Annotated in this window: 18 protein-coding genes; all 18 read right to left on the bottom strand. The window is 62.0% G+C overall.

Annotation, left to right across the window (positions count from 1 at the left end):
- Window positions 1–10: 10 nt before the first annotated feature.
- On the bottom strand, window positions 11–1,048 hold the full coding sequence (locus tag HX839_RS15440) for a phage baseplate assembly protein (RefSeq protein WP_177028949.1): 1,038 nt from the start codon (window positions 1,046–1,048) through the stop codon (window positions 11–13).
- Between the two features lie 3 nt (window positions 1,049–1,051).
- Window positions 1,052–2,290, bottom strand: a complete 1,239-nt coding sequence (locus HX839_RS15435; protein WP_177044514.1) for a DNA circularization protein — start codon at window positions 2,288–2,290, stop codon at window positions 1,052–1,054.
- Window positions 2,277–3,893, bottom strand: a complete 1,617-nt coding sequence (locus tag HX839_RS15430; protein ID WP_177067280.1) for a hypothetical protein — start codon at window positions 3,891–3,893, stop codon at window positions 2,277–2,279. The genes HX839_RS15435 and HX839_RS15430 overlap by 14 nt, the downstream gene beginning before the upstream one ends.
- Window positions 3,893–4,018 (bottom strand): hypothetical protein, encoded by a 126-nt coding sequence (locus tag HX839_RS31590; RefSeq protein WP_010170085.1) that lies wholly within the window; start codon window positions 4,016–4,018, stop codon window positions 3,893–3,895. The genes HX839_RS15430 and HX839_RS31590 overlap by 1 nt, the downstream gene beginning before the upstream one ends.
- Before the next feature lie 5 nt (window positions 4,019–4,023).
- Window positions 4,024–4,320 (bottom strand): phage tail assembly protein, encoded by a 297-nt coding sequence (locus tag HX839_RS15425; protein ID WP_102369827.1) that lies wholly within the window; start codon window positions 4,318–4,320, stop codon window positions 4,024–4,026.
- Window positions 4,317–4,664 carry a phage tail tube protein gene (locus HX839_RS15420; protein WP_010170089.1) on the bottom strand — a complete coding sequence of 116 codons (348 nt, stop codon included), beginning with the start codon at window positions 4,662–4,664 and terminating at the stop codon, window positions 4,317–4,319. Before HX839_RS15420 ends, HX839_RS15425 begins: the two co-directional genes overlap by 4 nt.
- A 64-nt stretch (window positions 4,665–4,728) precedes the next feature.
- Window positions 4,729–6,225 carry a phage tail sheath subtilisin-like domain-containing protein gene (locus HX839_RS15415; RefSeq protein WP_177036157.1) on the bottom strand — a complete coding sequence of 499 codons (1,497 nt, stop codon included), beginning with the start codon at window positions 6,223–6,225 and terminating at the stop codon, window positions 4,729–4,731.
- Window positions 6,225–6,407, bottom strand: coding sequence for a DUF2635 domain-containing protein (locus tag HX839_RS15410; RefSeq protein ID WP_087695298.1), 183 nt, complete (start codon window positions 6,405–6,407; stop codon window positions 6,225–6,227). The genes HX839_RS15415 and HX839_RS15410 overlap by 1 nt, the downstream gene beginning before the upstream one ends.
- Window positions 6,404–6,994: a hypothetical protein gene (locus HX839_RS15405; RefSeq protein ID WP_177044510.1), complete on the bottom strand. Its 591-nt coding sequence runs from the start codon at window positions 6,992–6,994 to the stop codon at window positions 6,404–6,406. Before HX839_RS15405 ends, HX839_RS15410 begins: the two co-directional genes overlap by 4 nt.
- Before the next feature lie 64 nt (window positions 6,995–7,058).
- Complete coding sequence (locus HX839_RS15400) at window positions 7,059–8,066, bottom strand: phage late control D family protein (protein ID WP_177067279.1); 1,008 nt, start codon at window positions 8,064–8,066, stop codon at window positions 7,059–7,061.
- Window positions 8,067–8,075: 9 nt separating this feature from the next.
- Window positions 8,076–8,288: a tail protein X gene (locus HX839_RS15395; RefSeq protein ID WP_003208655.1), complete on the bottom strand. Its 213-nt coding sequence runs from the start codon at window positions 8,286–8,288 to the stop codon at window positions 8,076–8,078.
- Window positions 8,281–8,664 (bottom strand): phage tail protein, encoded by a 384-nt coding sequence (locus HX839_RS15390; RefSeq protein WP_003208656.1) that lies wholly within the window; start codon window positions 8,662–8,664, stop codon window positions 8,281–8,283. The genes HX839_RS15395 and HX839_RS15390 overlap by 8 nt, the downstream gene beginning before the upstream one ends.
- The gene (locus HX839_RS15385; protein WP_177067278.1) at window positions 8,664–10,862 is read right to left on the bottom strand and encodes a phage tail tape measure protein; all 2,199 of its coding nucleotides are present in this window, start codon (window positions 10,860–10,862) and stop codon (window positions 8,664–8,666) included. The genes HX839_RS15390 and HX839_RS15385 overlap by 1 nt, the downstream gene beginning before the upstream one ends.
- 127 nt (window positions 10,863–10,989) lie before the next feature.
- Complete coding sequence (locus HX839_RS15380) at window positions 10,990–11,571, bottom strand: phage tail assembly protein (RefSeq protein WP_003208660.1); 582 nt, start codon at window positions 11,569–11,571, stop codon at window positions 10,990–10,992.
- A 51-nt stretch (window positions 11,572–11,622) separates the two neighbouring features.
- Entirely contained in the window at window positions 11,623–12,129 is a 507-nt protein-coding gene (locus tag HX839_RS15375) for a phage major tail tube protein (RefSeq protein WP_003208662.1), read from the bottom strand.
- A complete protein-coding gene (locus HX839_RS15370; RefSeq protein ID WP_177067277.1) occupies window positions 12,129–13,295 on the bottom strand; it encodes a phage tail protein in 1,167 nt (388 codons plus the stop codon). Before HX839_RS15370 ends, HX839_RS15375 begins: the two co-directional genes overlap by 1 nt.
- 2 nt (window positions 13,296–13,297) lie before the next feature.
- Window positions 13,298–13,471, bottom strand: coding sequence for a hypothetical protein (locus tag HX839_RS15365; RefSeq protein ID WP_008433539.1), 174 nt, complete (start codon window positions 13,469–13,471; stop codon window positions 13,298–13,300).
- A gap of 98 nt (window positions 13,472–13,569) precedes the next feature.
- Entirely contained in the window at window positions 13,570–14,205 is a 636-nt protein-coding gene (locus tag HX839_RS15360) for a hypothetical protein (RefSeq protein WP_177067276.1), read from the bottom strand.
- Window positions 14,206–14,207: the final 2 nt, after the last annotated feature.

Genomic DNA, 14,207 nt, shown 5'->3' with positions numbered 1-14,207 from the left:
TCCTTGGTGGTTAAGCGGATGGCAACGGATTGGCATCAAAGGTGGACGGCGGCGCCACCTGTAGGGTGGTGATCGAACCTTGGTCGGAGAGCGACCAGGTGACCTTGGAGATCAGCATGTCCTGGTCAAAGCCCAGCACCGGATCGATCACCCGCACCAACAGGTTGTGGCGCCACAAATCGCCGTTGGACTGCCGCCAGCCTTGCACGGTGTAGGTGGTGGTCAGGGCTTTTCCGGTACGGGTGGCGCGTTCCCAGTCGGCGCGTTGCTGGGCCAGCTCGGGGGTCAACTGCGTCGGTTCGCTGATCACCGTGACGCGTTTTCGCGTGGCTTTTTCATCCCGGGAAATCCCTGAAACCTCACTGACCGCCGCTGCACTTTTCTGATCATCGCCCTTGTGCTGGCCGATGACGCGGTACTCGGAAAATACCGAGCTGAAGTCCATCGGTGCGTTAGCCGAAAGGATGTTCTGGCCCAGCTCCAGGCTGTCATTCGCACGCCCTGCACTACCGGGCGATGCCAATACCAGGCGCCCATCCGCATCGTCGGTGGAGAACACCCGATACAACGTCAGCAAGCGGTCGATGGATTGAAATACCGTCTCCCCGGGCACGATGCTGTGGGTATGCAGGCGCGCGGTTTCGGCAATCTCGCTGTGCACCTCCACGCCATAGGTGGCCGTCAGCGCCCGGACGATGCTCAGCACACTTTGCCCGCGCCACTGGCCGGGCTGGTTTATCGCTGCGCAGTCCACCAGGTCCTGGGTCACTGAACCGCCCTGAATACTCAGGCTGATCTGTCGGCCGTCGTAACTGATGGGCGCCTTGAAGACAAAGCCGGTGAGCACCAAGTCGCAACCGATGCGTACCTGGCAACGGGCGCCGGGCTTGATCGGCGCCGCCAGGGTTTGCCCGGGCCATTGCCAGGTGATGTTGAGGGTGAAGGTGCGAAATTGACGCTCCAGGTCGGCGCTGATTTCCACGCTTTTCCAGCCGCCATAATCCAGGCCGTCCACGGTCAGGGTGACGGCATTGTCCAACTCGTTCATGGGTTACTCCCTGACCACTTGCAGGTCCGCCGGTGGCAGGAAGCCCGGATGGGCCACCCGATTGCGCTGCACCACCTCGCCCACTCGCGTCGCGTCACCGAACCGCTGATAGGCCAACAGCAGAGCGGGCATGCTGCGCATCGGCGTCAGATTGACCAGCCGGACACCGGACGAAGCCACCGCCGTCAGATGCGCGAACATCTGTTGGCGCAGGTCGTTCAGCGCAACATAGTGCCCGGCGTCGGCCTTCAATGCGGCTTGCCACATGGCTTCGTTCAGAAGGTCACGCAGCACCAGCACATCGTCGGCCACCGGCACTTCGCGGCGCTGCACCGGCTGTGCCGCCTGTTGCGCCAGGGATGGCGTGGTACTGAGGGTCACCGCTTTTGTCGCCACCGGTACGTCCGCCAGCCAATGGGCGATCTTCACCCACAACGCGTCCTGTACCAGGTTGGCAGTGGCTTGCACCGCCGCCACGCTGTCCTTGCCGGTGGTCAGCTTCGGCACGTCGATAGTGCGAGCCGCTTCCACCTGCTGCGAGAGGTTGGCCAACATGCCGCGATAGCCGCTGCGGGCAAATGCCTTCAACTCCTTCACATCACCGAGCAAGCCCTTGAACTCGGCGCTCAATTCCTTGGGCACTTCCTTGATGGCTTTGACCAAGGCATTCAGGTCGCCATACAACTGAATCAGTGGGGCAAACTGCTGCTCAATTACCTGGTAAACCTCTGCCAGGCCATTGCGCAACGCCTGGATGCCCACCCGCGCCTGCTTCACCAGGGCGACGGCCTGCTCAAAGCGCAGCACCGCCGAACCCAGCAAACTGTCGGCCGACACCAGCAACAGCTGGCGGGTATTGACCGCCGTAGTGGGAAACTTCAAAGGTTCGTCGGGATAGAACTTCAGGGCAAAGGTCACCAGCCCGCCGTCCTGGCGGGTTTGGGTCATCTCGCATTCGCCGACCTTGACCTGCAACCGTCCAAGCCACGGGTGCACCAGCTCGCCGGCCCCCTCCTCCAGGGCCTTGAGCAACTTGTCGCGTTGCTCCAGGCAATCCTCGCCCACTACAAATGCCGTCAGCTCATGCACCCTGGACTGTTGGCCCAGCCCTTCAAAAAAAGGCAGGTCGCGCTGAGGGTATTCGTGCAACTGGCCCTTCTTGCCGACCGGGACTTTCGCCTGGTCAACCCAAAACCCGACGCCACGAAACGACGCCGGCAACAAACGATCACGCCAGCTCATTGGAGCCTCCAAGGGACAGGGAACGGTAGCCGACACGTGGGGTGACGCTCAGGCCGGGCTGGTTGGTTCTGGGCTGGTCCACCCGCAGGCCGGCCGGTGCATTGTCGAAGCTCACCCGCAAATCGCCGTTGAGCTGCGTGCGGTTGTTGGCAGCGGTTTGTTGCAGCAGCGAACTGGAGCTGGACGCCAGCGGTGATACCAAGCCAGGCCCCTTGCGGAACCAGGACGGATCGCGCGCGCTTTCGGCATTACGTTCCTGTTGCTCGGTGGTCAACTCCAGCACACTGCCGGTCGCCTGGTTGATCACCTCACCCAGCCCACCGTTGAACAGCTTGCGAATCGGTGCGGTGATCACCGCAAGCTTCTCCGATAGCGCCGTGAACCAACTCAGCACCGGTGCCCACATGGCTTCAAGTTGCTCCATCGGATGCCAGTCGTCGAACAGGCCACTCAACACTACAAAGGCGTCCTGGGCCTGCAACTTGATATCGCCCCAGATCGAGGCGAATGCACCGCTGACGCTACCCCAGACGGCAGAAACCTTGTCCAGGGGCGACCAATCGAAGTAACTGCTGACGATGGTAAAAGCCGCCAGCGCGGTGAGTTTGAAGTCACTCCAGATCGCCGCAAACATCTCACTGATCACACCCCAGTTGGCAATGATTTGCCCTTGGGGTGACCAACTGAACAAACTTTTCATGAACTCGACCACCGGCACACTCAGTGCCTTGAGCAAGTCCCAGAGGGCCGCAAAAAAGCCGCTCAACGGCGTCCAGTTGTTGACGATCAAACCCATTGGCGACCAGGAAAACAGTGTGGTGAAAAAGCCGACCAAGGGCTGCGCCATTACCTTCAGCGACGTCCACAACCCGGCAAAAAAGCCTGTGATCGGCCCCCACAAGCGCATCACCTGTTCCAGCGGACGAAACGCAAAGACCGTCTGGAAAAACTCGCCCAAGGTTCCAATCGCCGCCATCACCCGTTCGCCAAGCCCGACAAAAAATGCCGAAATCGGCTTCCAGTTGGCAACGATCAAGCCTGCCGCCACGGCAATGCCTACAGCCACCAAAACTATCGGATTGGCGCTGAGCACCAGCTGCATCAAGCCCAGTGCCTGAGACACGCCGGTGACGGCCGCCTGCATCGCGGTAAACGCTACTGCGCCGGCAGCCAGGCCCTGCACCAGTTGCGGATTTTCGGTGAGCACCTGGGCCACCGTCGTCAGCAACGGCTCCAACCCGACCACCACCGCCGTGACGGCCGGCAACAGCGCAGTACCAAACGCCACCGACACCTTGTCCAGCGACGCGTTGAAATCCTTCAGCCCTTGCGCCGCCGTTTCGGTAACGCCCTGCCCCACGGCGGCATTGACCTCGCCGACCTCAGCCTTGAACGCCAGCGCCGATTTGATACCGCTGATAAACGGTGCCGCCAGCCCACCGCCCTTTACCAGGCCCGCGACGTCGAGTTTGCCGAGACCGGTCTGTTCCAGGTTCTGCCTGAAGCGCCCGACCATGGCCTGCAGCGCAGCAAGCTTGGGCGACAGCTGGTCGATGCCGGTCAGGCGCACGGCGGTACTTTCTACTTTCTGAGCTTCTGCCATCACTGCACCTGCTGCATCGCATTGATCCGTTGCGCATGCTCCAGGGATTCCCGGAGCGTATCCAAAGGCCTGGCCAGCATCTGTTCGGGATCAACCTTCCAGAACCAGGCCAGGTCATAGGCCACCGCAATCAGCTCGGCGACGGAGCCTGCGCCGCACTCATGAAAAAACCGGCGACGGCCCAGCTCAGCGCGTTGAAGTCCATCAGGTCGAGCTGGTTGACCGACGACGGCGGGATACCCGCGCACACGGCGATGTACTTGGCGGCGACGTCAAGGTCCAGACTCACGTCTTCGCCCTTGTCGATCTTGTACGGCAGCGCCTTGATTGCCCGCACCTCCTGCACCGTCGGGCGGCGCAGGGTGAGTTCGGTCAATGACTCGCCGTGGGCCTCGATGGCCGCTTGCAGCTTCACCGTATCGGTCATTGCCAGGTCCCCTTGATGCCTTCGAATTTCAGCTCGATCACGGCATCGTCGCCCTTGGCCACCGGCTCTTCCACCAGGTAGGCACCGGCCAGCACGTAGACCTTGCCGTTGTTGAATTCGCAGGTGACGGTCATGTCGGTGCCGGCGATCAGTTGCTTCAATGGAAAGTCCGGCGTGTGCAGCGCGGTAACTTTGAAAGACGGGGTGATGTCGGTTTCCTTATAGAAACCCGGCACCACGGTTTCCCGCTTGACGGCCATCAACGGTGCTTCGCAGCCGCCGTTGATGGTCAGTTGAGCGCCGTCCACTTTGACGTAGCAGGTGCCCGCAATCAGTTGACCCATGATGTTTCTCCCAAAAATAAGCCCGCACTCGGCGGGCTGGAATCAGTTGCGAAAAGCGCGGGGCCTACACCGCCGCGTCGTACTGCAAACGGAACTGGTTGAGCAGCGCGAACACCCGCAGCCCGTTGACGTAATCCGGCGGGAACAGCACGTTGACCCGGCTCGGGTCCTGGCTGTCGCGCTCGACGATCAGGTGCTCGGCGAACAGCTCGGCGTTCTCCACATGGCCTTCCAGTTCGAGCTTGGCGTACTGGGCAATCAGCTCACCGCGGATGGTGCTCGGGGTGACGATCGGCTGGCCGGCGCCAAAGCGCGTGCCGTCAGCAGCGAGTTTGTGGCGCCCGTACTTGCTGGTGATCACGCTCTGCAGGCGGCGCACGATAAAGGCCGACTGGTGCAGGGTTTCGCTGTCCAGATAGGAATTGTCCGCCTGGCCGAAGGCGTTCTTCTGGTAAGTGGTGATCGCCCGCTGAATGCGCACGTAACCGCCTTCGTAGTAAGCGGTGGCGATGCCGTAGTTGAGCAGCGATTGGCGCTCGGTCAGAGTGAAGCGCTCGCTCGCGTCGGCCGGATCGAGGCCCGGCAAGCTACCGCTTTGGGTCGGACGACTGGCATCGGCAGAGATGAACACCGCCGTGCGTGCAGCCAATGCTGCGGCCTGGACCCAGAACGGTTGCGGCACGCCCGGCTCCATGGCCTGGATGGTCACGTGCTGGTCATTTCGCCCTTGCCCGGCCGCCACCAGGGTGCCGATAGTGCCGCGCTTGGCGGTGTAGACGTGGCCGAACAGTTGCTTGGCCCACGACCAACGACCGCTGTTGTCATCCATCACCGCTTGCCAGGCGTTGAGGCTGGTGGTGTCGGCCCAGGGCATGCAGATGAACTCGAACGGCTCGTCGCCCAGCGCAGCCAATGCCGCGAGCTGGTCCGGCACACCGGCGCCCGCCGCCATTTTGCCGAGCACGGCGGTCAGGCCGTCGGGGGTTTGTTCGCCGTTGCTCTGGCCCAAGCGGTTGAGCTGCAGGCTGATGTCGTTGCCACTCTCACCGGTCCACTTGGCGGTCAGGGTGACGGTGCCATCGGCGGCTACCGCACTGACCGGCAGGTCGGCACTGGCGTTGATTTTCAGCGCCAGGGCGGTGGCAGCTACGGCAGCCGTCGCACCATTGATCACGGTCGCTTGAACCCGGGTGCCGCCGACGTACAGGCTGAGAATGCCACCTTGGGTCGCGGCGCCGGTCAGCTTGAGCTCGGCCTTGGCCGCGCTGCCTTCGGTGCTGTGCAGCGGCAGGCACCAGATCTCGCCCACCGGGTCACTCTTGCGGAACGTCTCGTACATCGACGCCAGCATCGAACCCTGGCCACCGATACGCTTGGCCATGGCCGCGCTCGATACCAGCACCAGGCTGCCGATTTCCGGGCCGGTGACGTTGTCGTTGACCTGGGCCACGATCAATCGGCGCAAGGCGGACGACGCACTATTGGCTGCCGAATTGTCCATCTCGGCGTAGAACAGCGGCACACGAATGTCCGCCGGAATATGACTGAATCCAATCGCCATTACTTGGCTCCCTGTGTTTTTGCCGCCTTGACGGCTTTGGTTGTGATGTCGCCATCGGCCAGACGTCGACGCCACCAGGCGTTGTCCGGGACTTCGCGGCCTTCGGCGGGCAACAGATCGCCCGCCTCCGGGTCAGGTACGGCACGGCCGGAAACCGGCAGTACGGTGATGCGTTTGCTCATGGTTTTACCTCGGCAGAAAACGTCATTTCCAGGCGCCCGTCGGGGCCTGGGCGTTGCAGGTTGGGGTCGGCTGGGTCGATGGCATCGACCCGCACCGTCACCCCGTTGAAGGACGGCAAAGCGTCCAGTTCAAGCTCGAGCCAGGTTTCCGCCGGCTGCGTGCTGAGGTTGCGTCCCAACTGGCTCTCGAGAAAAAACCGCAGCCGGTACAACCCGCGAACCTTGCTGAGCAACAGCCATTCGCCAGCGTCGTACTGGATGGGCTCGTAGAACCCCTCGGGCCTGTAGCCCACCAGCGCCCGCCAGACCTCGGCGCGCAAGGCATGCAGCTGGTCCATCGCCTGGGCTTGCTGGCCCTCCGGCAAATCCAGCACCAGCACCACGCCAAAATGTTCGCGCAGGGGTTGGCGACTGCTGTTTTGCGCAGCGTTAGGGCTGGCCTTGTCACTGATCGGCGTCACGACCGCCTGGGGTGAGTCGAGCACTGGCAGGTTTTGCAGCGCGTCGAGGTCGAGGCCGGCGTGGATGTGTTGGTTGAACGATGGGCAGTGATCCCGAAGATGACTGACCAGAGGGGTTATCTTCATGGCATCTCACCAGGCAATAAAAAACCCGCCGAAGCGGGTGGGTGGAAGGAACCGATCGAGCACGTCATTGCGGTGACGACAATCCGTTCGCCTTGATCGTGCATCGGTAGCTTTCCTTGCGTTTGCCGACGGCCGTCAGCGTGTCGATGGACCAGCGCCCCTGCATGAAGCCGGGCCAGGTTTCATCCAGCACCAGCAGCCCTTCGGCCTGGAACGCCGGGTTGCCGGGGCATATCACATTGATCTGCAGGCCTTCACGGCTAACCCGGCGCATCTCGCCTTCGGCCGCCGTCCTGGCTTCGTCTTCGCTCTGGTAGCGCTGGGCAAGGACCTTGAACGGCGCACCGCCCACCTCCACCTCACGTTTCTTGCAGGTAGCGGCATCCCACCAGGACGCCTTGGCCCCTTTGAACTTGGCCCGGCTGGTCTCGGTAAAACTGGCGCTGATAAACGCGCGGTCGCCCGGACGGTTATCACGGGTGACCGACAGCCGCACTTCTTGCAGCGGCTTGCCCGACAGCGAGGCGATCTGGCCTTTACGGCCCAGCACATACAGCTCGTCGACAGGCTTGGCCACCGCATCAAAACGCTTGGCAAGCCGGGTCAGGAAGCTCATGTCGCTTTCGTTGGTCTGGTCGATGTGAGCGATCTTTTCAGCGTCCAGATCCGGCGCGACCCTGGGTGAGAATCCATAACGTATGGTCAGTTGGCGGAACAGTGCGCCCAGGGTGGTCGGCCCATGGCTGGCTGTGCGGCGCTGTTTGAATTCGTCCTGGTCGAACGGCGCCGCCGTGGCCACCAACACCAGGCGCAGGGGGAACAGGTACGGGGTGCGCTGGGTAATCTTGAAGAGCCCCTTGTCCTCCAGGCCGGTCTCCAGGTAACCGACCCGCAGGCCGATCCTCCCACCCAGGCTGGGCAATCCCTCAAGCCCTTCGATGTCGAGGGTCAGCTTGAGCTGGTCGGAGACGAAGCCTGCGGCATCGGTGTGTTCCCACTCCAGTAATCGCTCGTTGAGCAGCGCGGCATTGGTCCCGTAAATTTCCACCGCCGGTGTGAATCCAAGTGCCATGGTTCCTCCTTAATCCCAAACCGAAACCGGTTTTTTTGCGGCGGGCCGCGCGTCCAGCTCCGGTACGATTACACCGATGCCGGCCGGCAATACCGCCCCGTGTTCCGCGAGGTCCGGGTTGAGATGCCACAGTGCTTCCTCGGCAGCGTCGTCGCTGCGACCCAGTTCGCGGTAGAGCAGCAGGTTGACGGAGTCACCGGCAATACTTCGGACTCTACGCATTGACGAATTCCTCCAGTATCAACGTCCAATTGATCAGCATGGCGGTGCCGTCGTCGATCACGTTGGCTTGTTTCTCGTCCACCGATTTGATCGTCCACAGCCCCCAGTTACGGCCAATCCCGTCCACCAACGGCAGCGGTGTACGCAAGGCCTGCAAGTCGCGCAGTTCGTCGAGCCTGGCCATGCCGATGCCACGCGCCGCCTTGCCGGCAAAGGTCAATGTTTCGAGGGCCTGGCCGGTCTGGCTGGACTTGGGTTTGCCGGCAATGATGTCCAGCGCGACCCAGCCACCGCTACTGTTACGGTCGAGGGTCGCGTAGGCAAACCCGCGCGACAGCCCGAAAATAAAGCTGCCCAACACCATTTGTTGTCGCATTAAACCGCTCCATCGGTGAGTGCCGCGTCGCGTCGCGTCGCCAGCAGGTTGTCCATCGACAGCGGCGTGAACTGCGCCTCGATCTGTTGCACGACGAGCGCCGCCAGCGCCTGGTAACTGGTCTGCTCGGGTGCGGTAATGTTGATCTGCGGGGCGAAGTTGATTTGCCGGTTGTCTGTTTGAGCGTTGGGAAGGCTTTGGCTGACCTGTTCGGGTGGCGGGAGACGGTCGTCGCTGCTCATGACTTTCTCGCCCAGGCTCGCCCCGACGTCGCTGCCGACGAACGTGCCGACGACGCCGCCCACCACCTTACCGATTGCACCGCCGGCAAAGCCGCCGATCACACCGCCCAACACTGTGCCGGCGCCCGGAATAATCGAACCCAGCGCCGCCCCGGCGAGCGTGCCAACGGCTCGCCCAATGGCCAGCCCTGCAACCTCGCCGGCCACACCACCCGCGACGCCACCGCCTATCGACCCCACACTGGCGCCAACGGACTCTTTCAGGGTGCCATTGCTCGCGCCCTTGATGAGATTGACACCCGCGTCTGCCACCACCAACGCCAACGAACCGCGCTTCGCGATTCGGCTGGCTCTGTTGGTTTTCGTGGGTGCATCAGGGCCTGAGTTTTTGCCTGGCGTGCGCTCGCCCTGGCGTGTGTCGTTGCCTTGTGACTTCCCTTTGCTGCCGGACGGGTCGGACTTGTTGCCACCGGCATCGCGGGGCGCGTCACCCTCGCCCAGGACTTTCCCGGCGACCTTGTCGAAGACTTTGTCCACGACAGTGCCGCCGAGCTTCTTCGCCAGCGGCACCATCACCACCGCGGCCAATGTGAGGGCGGCCGTGGCTTTGGGCAGCGATTCAGCCAGCCAGCCCAAGCCATTGACCACCGAGGTCAGCACCGTCAGTGCGCCGTTTTTCAGGGGTGCAATCGCCGTATCGGAAGCTGTCTCCAGGCGGGTGGTACTGGCCTGGAAGGCTTGTTCATGAGCTTGTGTGGAGTCTGCCCGCCCGGTCGCCGAACGCATGACCGAGCCCTGGTCTCCCAGGACCGAAGTCGCGTAAGTCGACTTGTCGGCCACCGCCGTAAAGGCCTGCTTCAGCGTGTCGATCACCGGCACCAGACTCAGAATCGAGCGGTTACCGTCGAACAACTGCGTGGCCAGTGCCGCCTGCCTTTCCTGGGGCTGCGCCTTGAGCGCCTCGAGGACCGTCAGCACTGTTTGCGGTGCGTCCTGCTTCATGCCTGCCGCAAGCACCTTCGGGTCAAGCTTGAGCTCTGCCCAGGCAGCACGCTGCCCCTCGGACGCACCGTCACCCTTGGCCAGCGCGGCGCCGACTTTTTCCACCGCAAGCCCGGCAGACGCCCGGTTGTTACCAACCGTCAGCAACGCCGCCGAAAACGCCGCTACCTGCTCGGGGCTCATGCCCGACGTTCTCGCGGCAGTGCTCTGGCGCACAATCGAACCAATATCCACCGCATCGGCCTTGAGCGAAGCGTGGGAACCCAGCACGTTGGTGGCGTCAGCCAGATCCAGCGCCTGCGGGCGATCCAGCTTCATCGACCCACGCCAGCCGCCCATCATCTCGCCGGCCGTCTTGATATCGGTCTGAAAGGCCGCGGCGATGAGCGCGCTATCGCGGGCGAACTGCAGCAAATCAGCCTGGCGAGTTTCAAGGTCCTTGCCTACGCCGGACCGGGCCCCCACCTGCTCCACCCTTGCCAGGTCGACAGCATCTGCGCCACTTGCGGCAACCATCGGGTCGGACGCCAAGGCCAGGTTGGCTTCGCGCAGCTGTGTGCGCTCATGCCCGGCAAACCCCACCACTTCATGCAGGTCGGTCATCGCCGTTTCCAGCGCCTGCGAGGGTTTGACGGTATCGGATGAGGCGCCGCCCGTGCTATTGCCCTTGCCGGTTTTCAGAGCACCCATCACATCGAGCAATGAGCCGTTGAACCTCTCCAGCGTGTCGATGAGCCGGGTCTGCCCCGTGACCAGTTGCGTCAGTTGCGCACCGACATTCGCCAGTTCCTGGCCCGGCACGGCCTTGGGTACGGTATCAAGCAAGGACGGGCCGGCAAGCATCGGCGCAATCGGCTGGATGCTGGCGCCTGCCCCGGCCGTTTCAAGCGAGCCGTAAATCGCCTCGCCGTCCCTGGCGATGGGCGACCTCAATCCAAATTTACTGTCTGCCATCCGCTCTACTCCTGTTTGACGCCAAGGCGAGTGATCGCGATGTCGTAGCGGCGCAATGCTTTTCCGGCGTCCCAGTCCAGGATTTCCGCTTCATTTACCGAGTAAATGAGCGGCACGATGTCGAGAATTACTTCGATGTCGCGCTCCGAAAGAAGTCCGCCGGTTTGTTTAAAAAATCGTCGATGCGCCCCTGCAGTTCGGTCCAGTCGGGCACGCTGAGGTCGGCGAGATCCGGGATCATCAGGCCGGTGCAGTGGGCAGTGATGAACTCGGCGCGCTCTTTGTTGGTGGCGAGTTTTTTCATCGCCTTGGTGGCGCGCAGGGCGGGCATTTCCAGGATCAGGCTGGTGAGACGGCGGCCGCCGGTGTCAAGGGGCAACAGCAGCGAGACGTGCTCACTGGTCGCCGATTCGCGGGGCTGCTCGTCGGCGTCGAGGAAGTACGAGGCAGGCCGGGTCGACATGTCGTGCACGTACTGGGCGATGCTCACATAGTCCGGACGCTTGAGTTGGTCGAGTTCTTTTTCCGACAGGCCGGTGGCGAGTTTGGCCAGTTCGAAGAACTGATCGTCCTCGTCATCACCGGCCCGGGCCAGCGCGTCTTTTTGCGCGGCGTAGAACAACGGCTTGAGTTGAATCTGCTCGATCAGCGCGCCGGTATCAGCGGTGATCGGCGACAGCAGGATGTGCAGCGGAGGCATCCAGGCCATGAATCAATTCCTTGGTGAAGTATGGGAGCGGGAAAACCCGCTCCCGGGGGCTTAAGGCATCAGTACCGCGCGGCGGGCATCGCCGAGGATGTCGACGCCGTTGAGCACAAACTTCTGGGTACGCACGTCGATGTCGATCACCGGGATGCCGTTTTCCAGGCGGTTGTAGGTGCGGCAGGAGAACTCCAGGGTGATGGCGGGTTTATCGCCCATCTTCAGGGTTGTCTCGGTCAGGGTTTTCAGCTTGCCGCCGATGGTGTGGTAGGTGAAGTAAGTCTTGCCGTCCTGGTCCTGGCCGGCTTCACGCACGTTCAGCAAAATGTCATCGCCCAGGCGCACCCCCAAGGCAAGCATGATTTCCGGACCCGCGCCTTGCAGCTCCAATGTGGCGTTGAGCACTTTGGCGCTCTTGGCCATTTCTTCGGCGATGAAACGTCCGCCGGTCATCTGTTCCATGTCGAAGTCGATCTTCGGCGGTGCGAACGAGGTGACCGTCGCCGACAACGGCAGGCCTTGAAGGGTGGCCGCCATGGCCTGTCTGATTCGGTTGGTAAACATTAGAGAACGTCCTCCAGGAACTGCTCGATGATTTCATCGCGGGCGTTGAGTTGATAAATCATGTGTTCGTTCGGCGCGTAGCGGCCGTAGTCGATGACGATGAACCAGGTGCCGTTCTTGTATTTCTCGACACTGTTCAATTCCGGGTGCAGGTACACGCTGCCGCCTGGAATGGTCTCGTCGGCCACCAGGGTTTGCAGCCAGTCGTTGATGCGCTTGACCTCCTGGTCCATGAACGACTTGGTCAGGTTCTTGGCCATGGCTTTCTGGCCGGCCTTGACCAGCTTGCGGCTGATCGCATCTTCCAGGCCCACGTAGCTGATGAACTTGCCGGTGATGGAGCGGTTACCCAGCAGCGAGAAACCGCCGAGGATGGTGCGGGCGTAGTAGCTCACGCCGTAGCGGTTGAGCAGGTCGCCTTCGGTGGAGGTGTCGAGGATGTTGTACTCAACCACGCGGGACACGTCTTCGGCGAAGGTCACCTGGTTGCCTGGGCTTTCCCACTGCTTGACCTTGGCCAATGCGGCAATCGCCAGGGACGACGGCGCCAGGAACACGTTTTTCTTCGCGGCCTTGGAGTACACCGACGGCATGTTGTGCACCAGCAGGCAACGGTCGAAACCGAGATCGGCACCGCCCAGTTCGCCGCTGTAGGTCACCTGGTCGGCGACGGTTGTGTCCTTGCCGTCCAGCACCACACGGGCCTTGATGCGCTTGCCGAAGGAGGCGAATTCGCCGGCCACGGCCTTGGTGCCGGTGAAGCCCGGGGCGCCGATGATGGTCAGGTCTTCGGGGACGCTGGCCAGGGCGGCGAGGCCCAGTTTGCGGCCGGTGACCGGCTCTTCACCGCCGATTACGTTATTGATGGTGTCGGCCGGGGTGGTGCCCTCGTCGACGATCACTACGTAGACCGGCACCTTGACCACTTTGAGGATCTGGTACACGGCGTGGTACAGCGTGCCGGTTTCAGCGCCGGTAGGGTCCAACAGCGCCTGGGTGGTGAAGCTGTTGATGCGGAACGGGGCGTTTTTCGGAATCGACGCATGGGCGTTGGGGGCGGTGCCCACCAGGCCGATGACGTTATCGCCCAGGCCACCCATGGCCTCGGGGGATTCGGTGGCGTTCACGGTGATGCCGTTGTGTTCGAAGTTCAAAACCTCAGCCATGATCAGTCAGCCTTCTTCGGGGTGGAGTTGAGGACGCTGGTCAGTTCCAGGCGGCCAGCGGTGCGCAGGGCGGATGCTTCGACGTCCAGCAGTTCCAGTTCCTCGCCGGCGGTAGACCAGTGGCCGTTGCCGGTGGGGAATGGAATGAGGACGGTGTAGGTTTGGCGATTGGCCATAGGTGGATCTCCGGGCGAAAAAAAACCGCGAAGGCGGTTTTGTGTGACTGTCACGAGAATGGAACATGGGACCGTTAGGCGATCTGCTAACGCTCTTTTTAAGGAAGTGCTAGTTGTGGTAATTCAGAAACGAGATCTTGCGGACTGAACACCTCGCGCGTCTCCTGCTCGACGGCATCAAACTGCTCATAGCAGTAAGCCCAGCACAGCGACCGCCAGGAACGGAAGGCCTGGCCCTGAGCCTGAAAGCGCGGTACTGCCGGCTCATCGGCATAGCTAATCGCATTCTTGATATCGTCATATCCTGCGGACTTGGCCGTCTGATCCAGAAACGCCTGAACTACCGCAACACACTCAAGCTTGCGCTGTTCCCACGTCAATTCGGGCGGTTCCAAAATAATGGGGCGATTACCATCGGCCCCGATCACTTTGCCAGAGGCTTGAGCTGCGAAAAGTGCTTGGTACTCTTCAAGACTGACTTCCCGCAGCTCTCCTGCGAGCGGCAGGCAGCAGTCCGGATTTGCCACTTCAATCAAGGGTGGTTCTGCCGTGACATCTGCAATGCCAACGGTAGGCCGTTGCGCTTCAGGGGCGTTGGGATCAACTTCCCAAGCGGGATCCGGAATGTTGACCATAGGCCTTTCCCACGTCGGATCGGGGATCCGAAGTGTCCGCTCGCCATGGGCTCGGGTATCGTAAAAACCTAATGTTTGGGCATGAAAGAAAATCGTCATAG

This window comes from Pseudomonas sp. I8001 (genome assembly GCF_013385345.1).
In the GTDB taxonomy this organism is placed as follows: domain Bacteria; phylum Pseudomonadota; class Gammaproteobacteria; order Pseudomonadales; family Pseudomonadaceae; genus Aquipseudomonas.
Note: the sequence above shows the minus strand (reverse complement) of the source record. Positions and strands in the feature narration are given on the sequence as shown.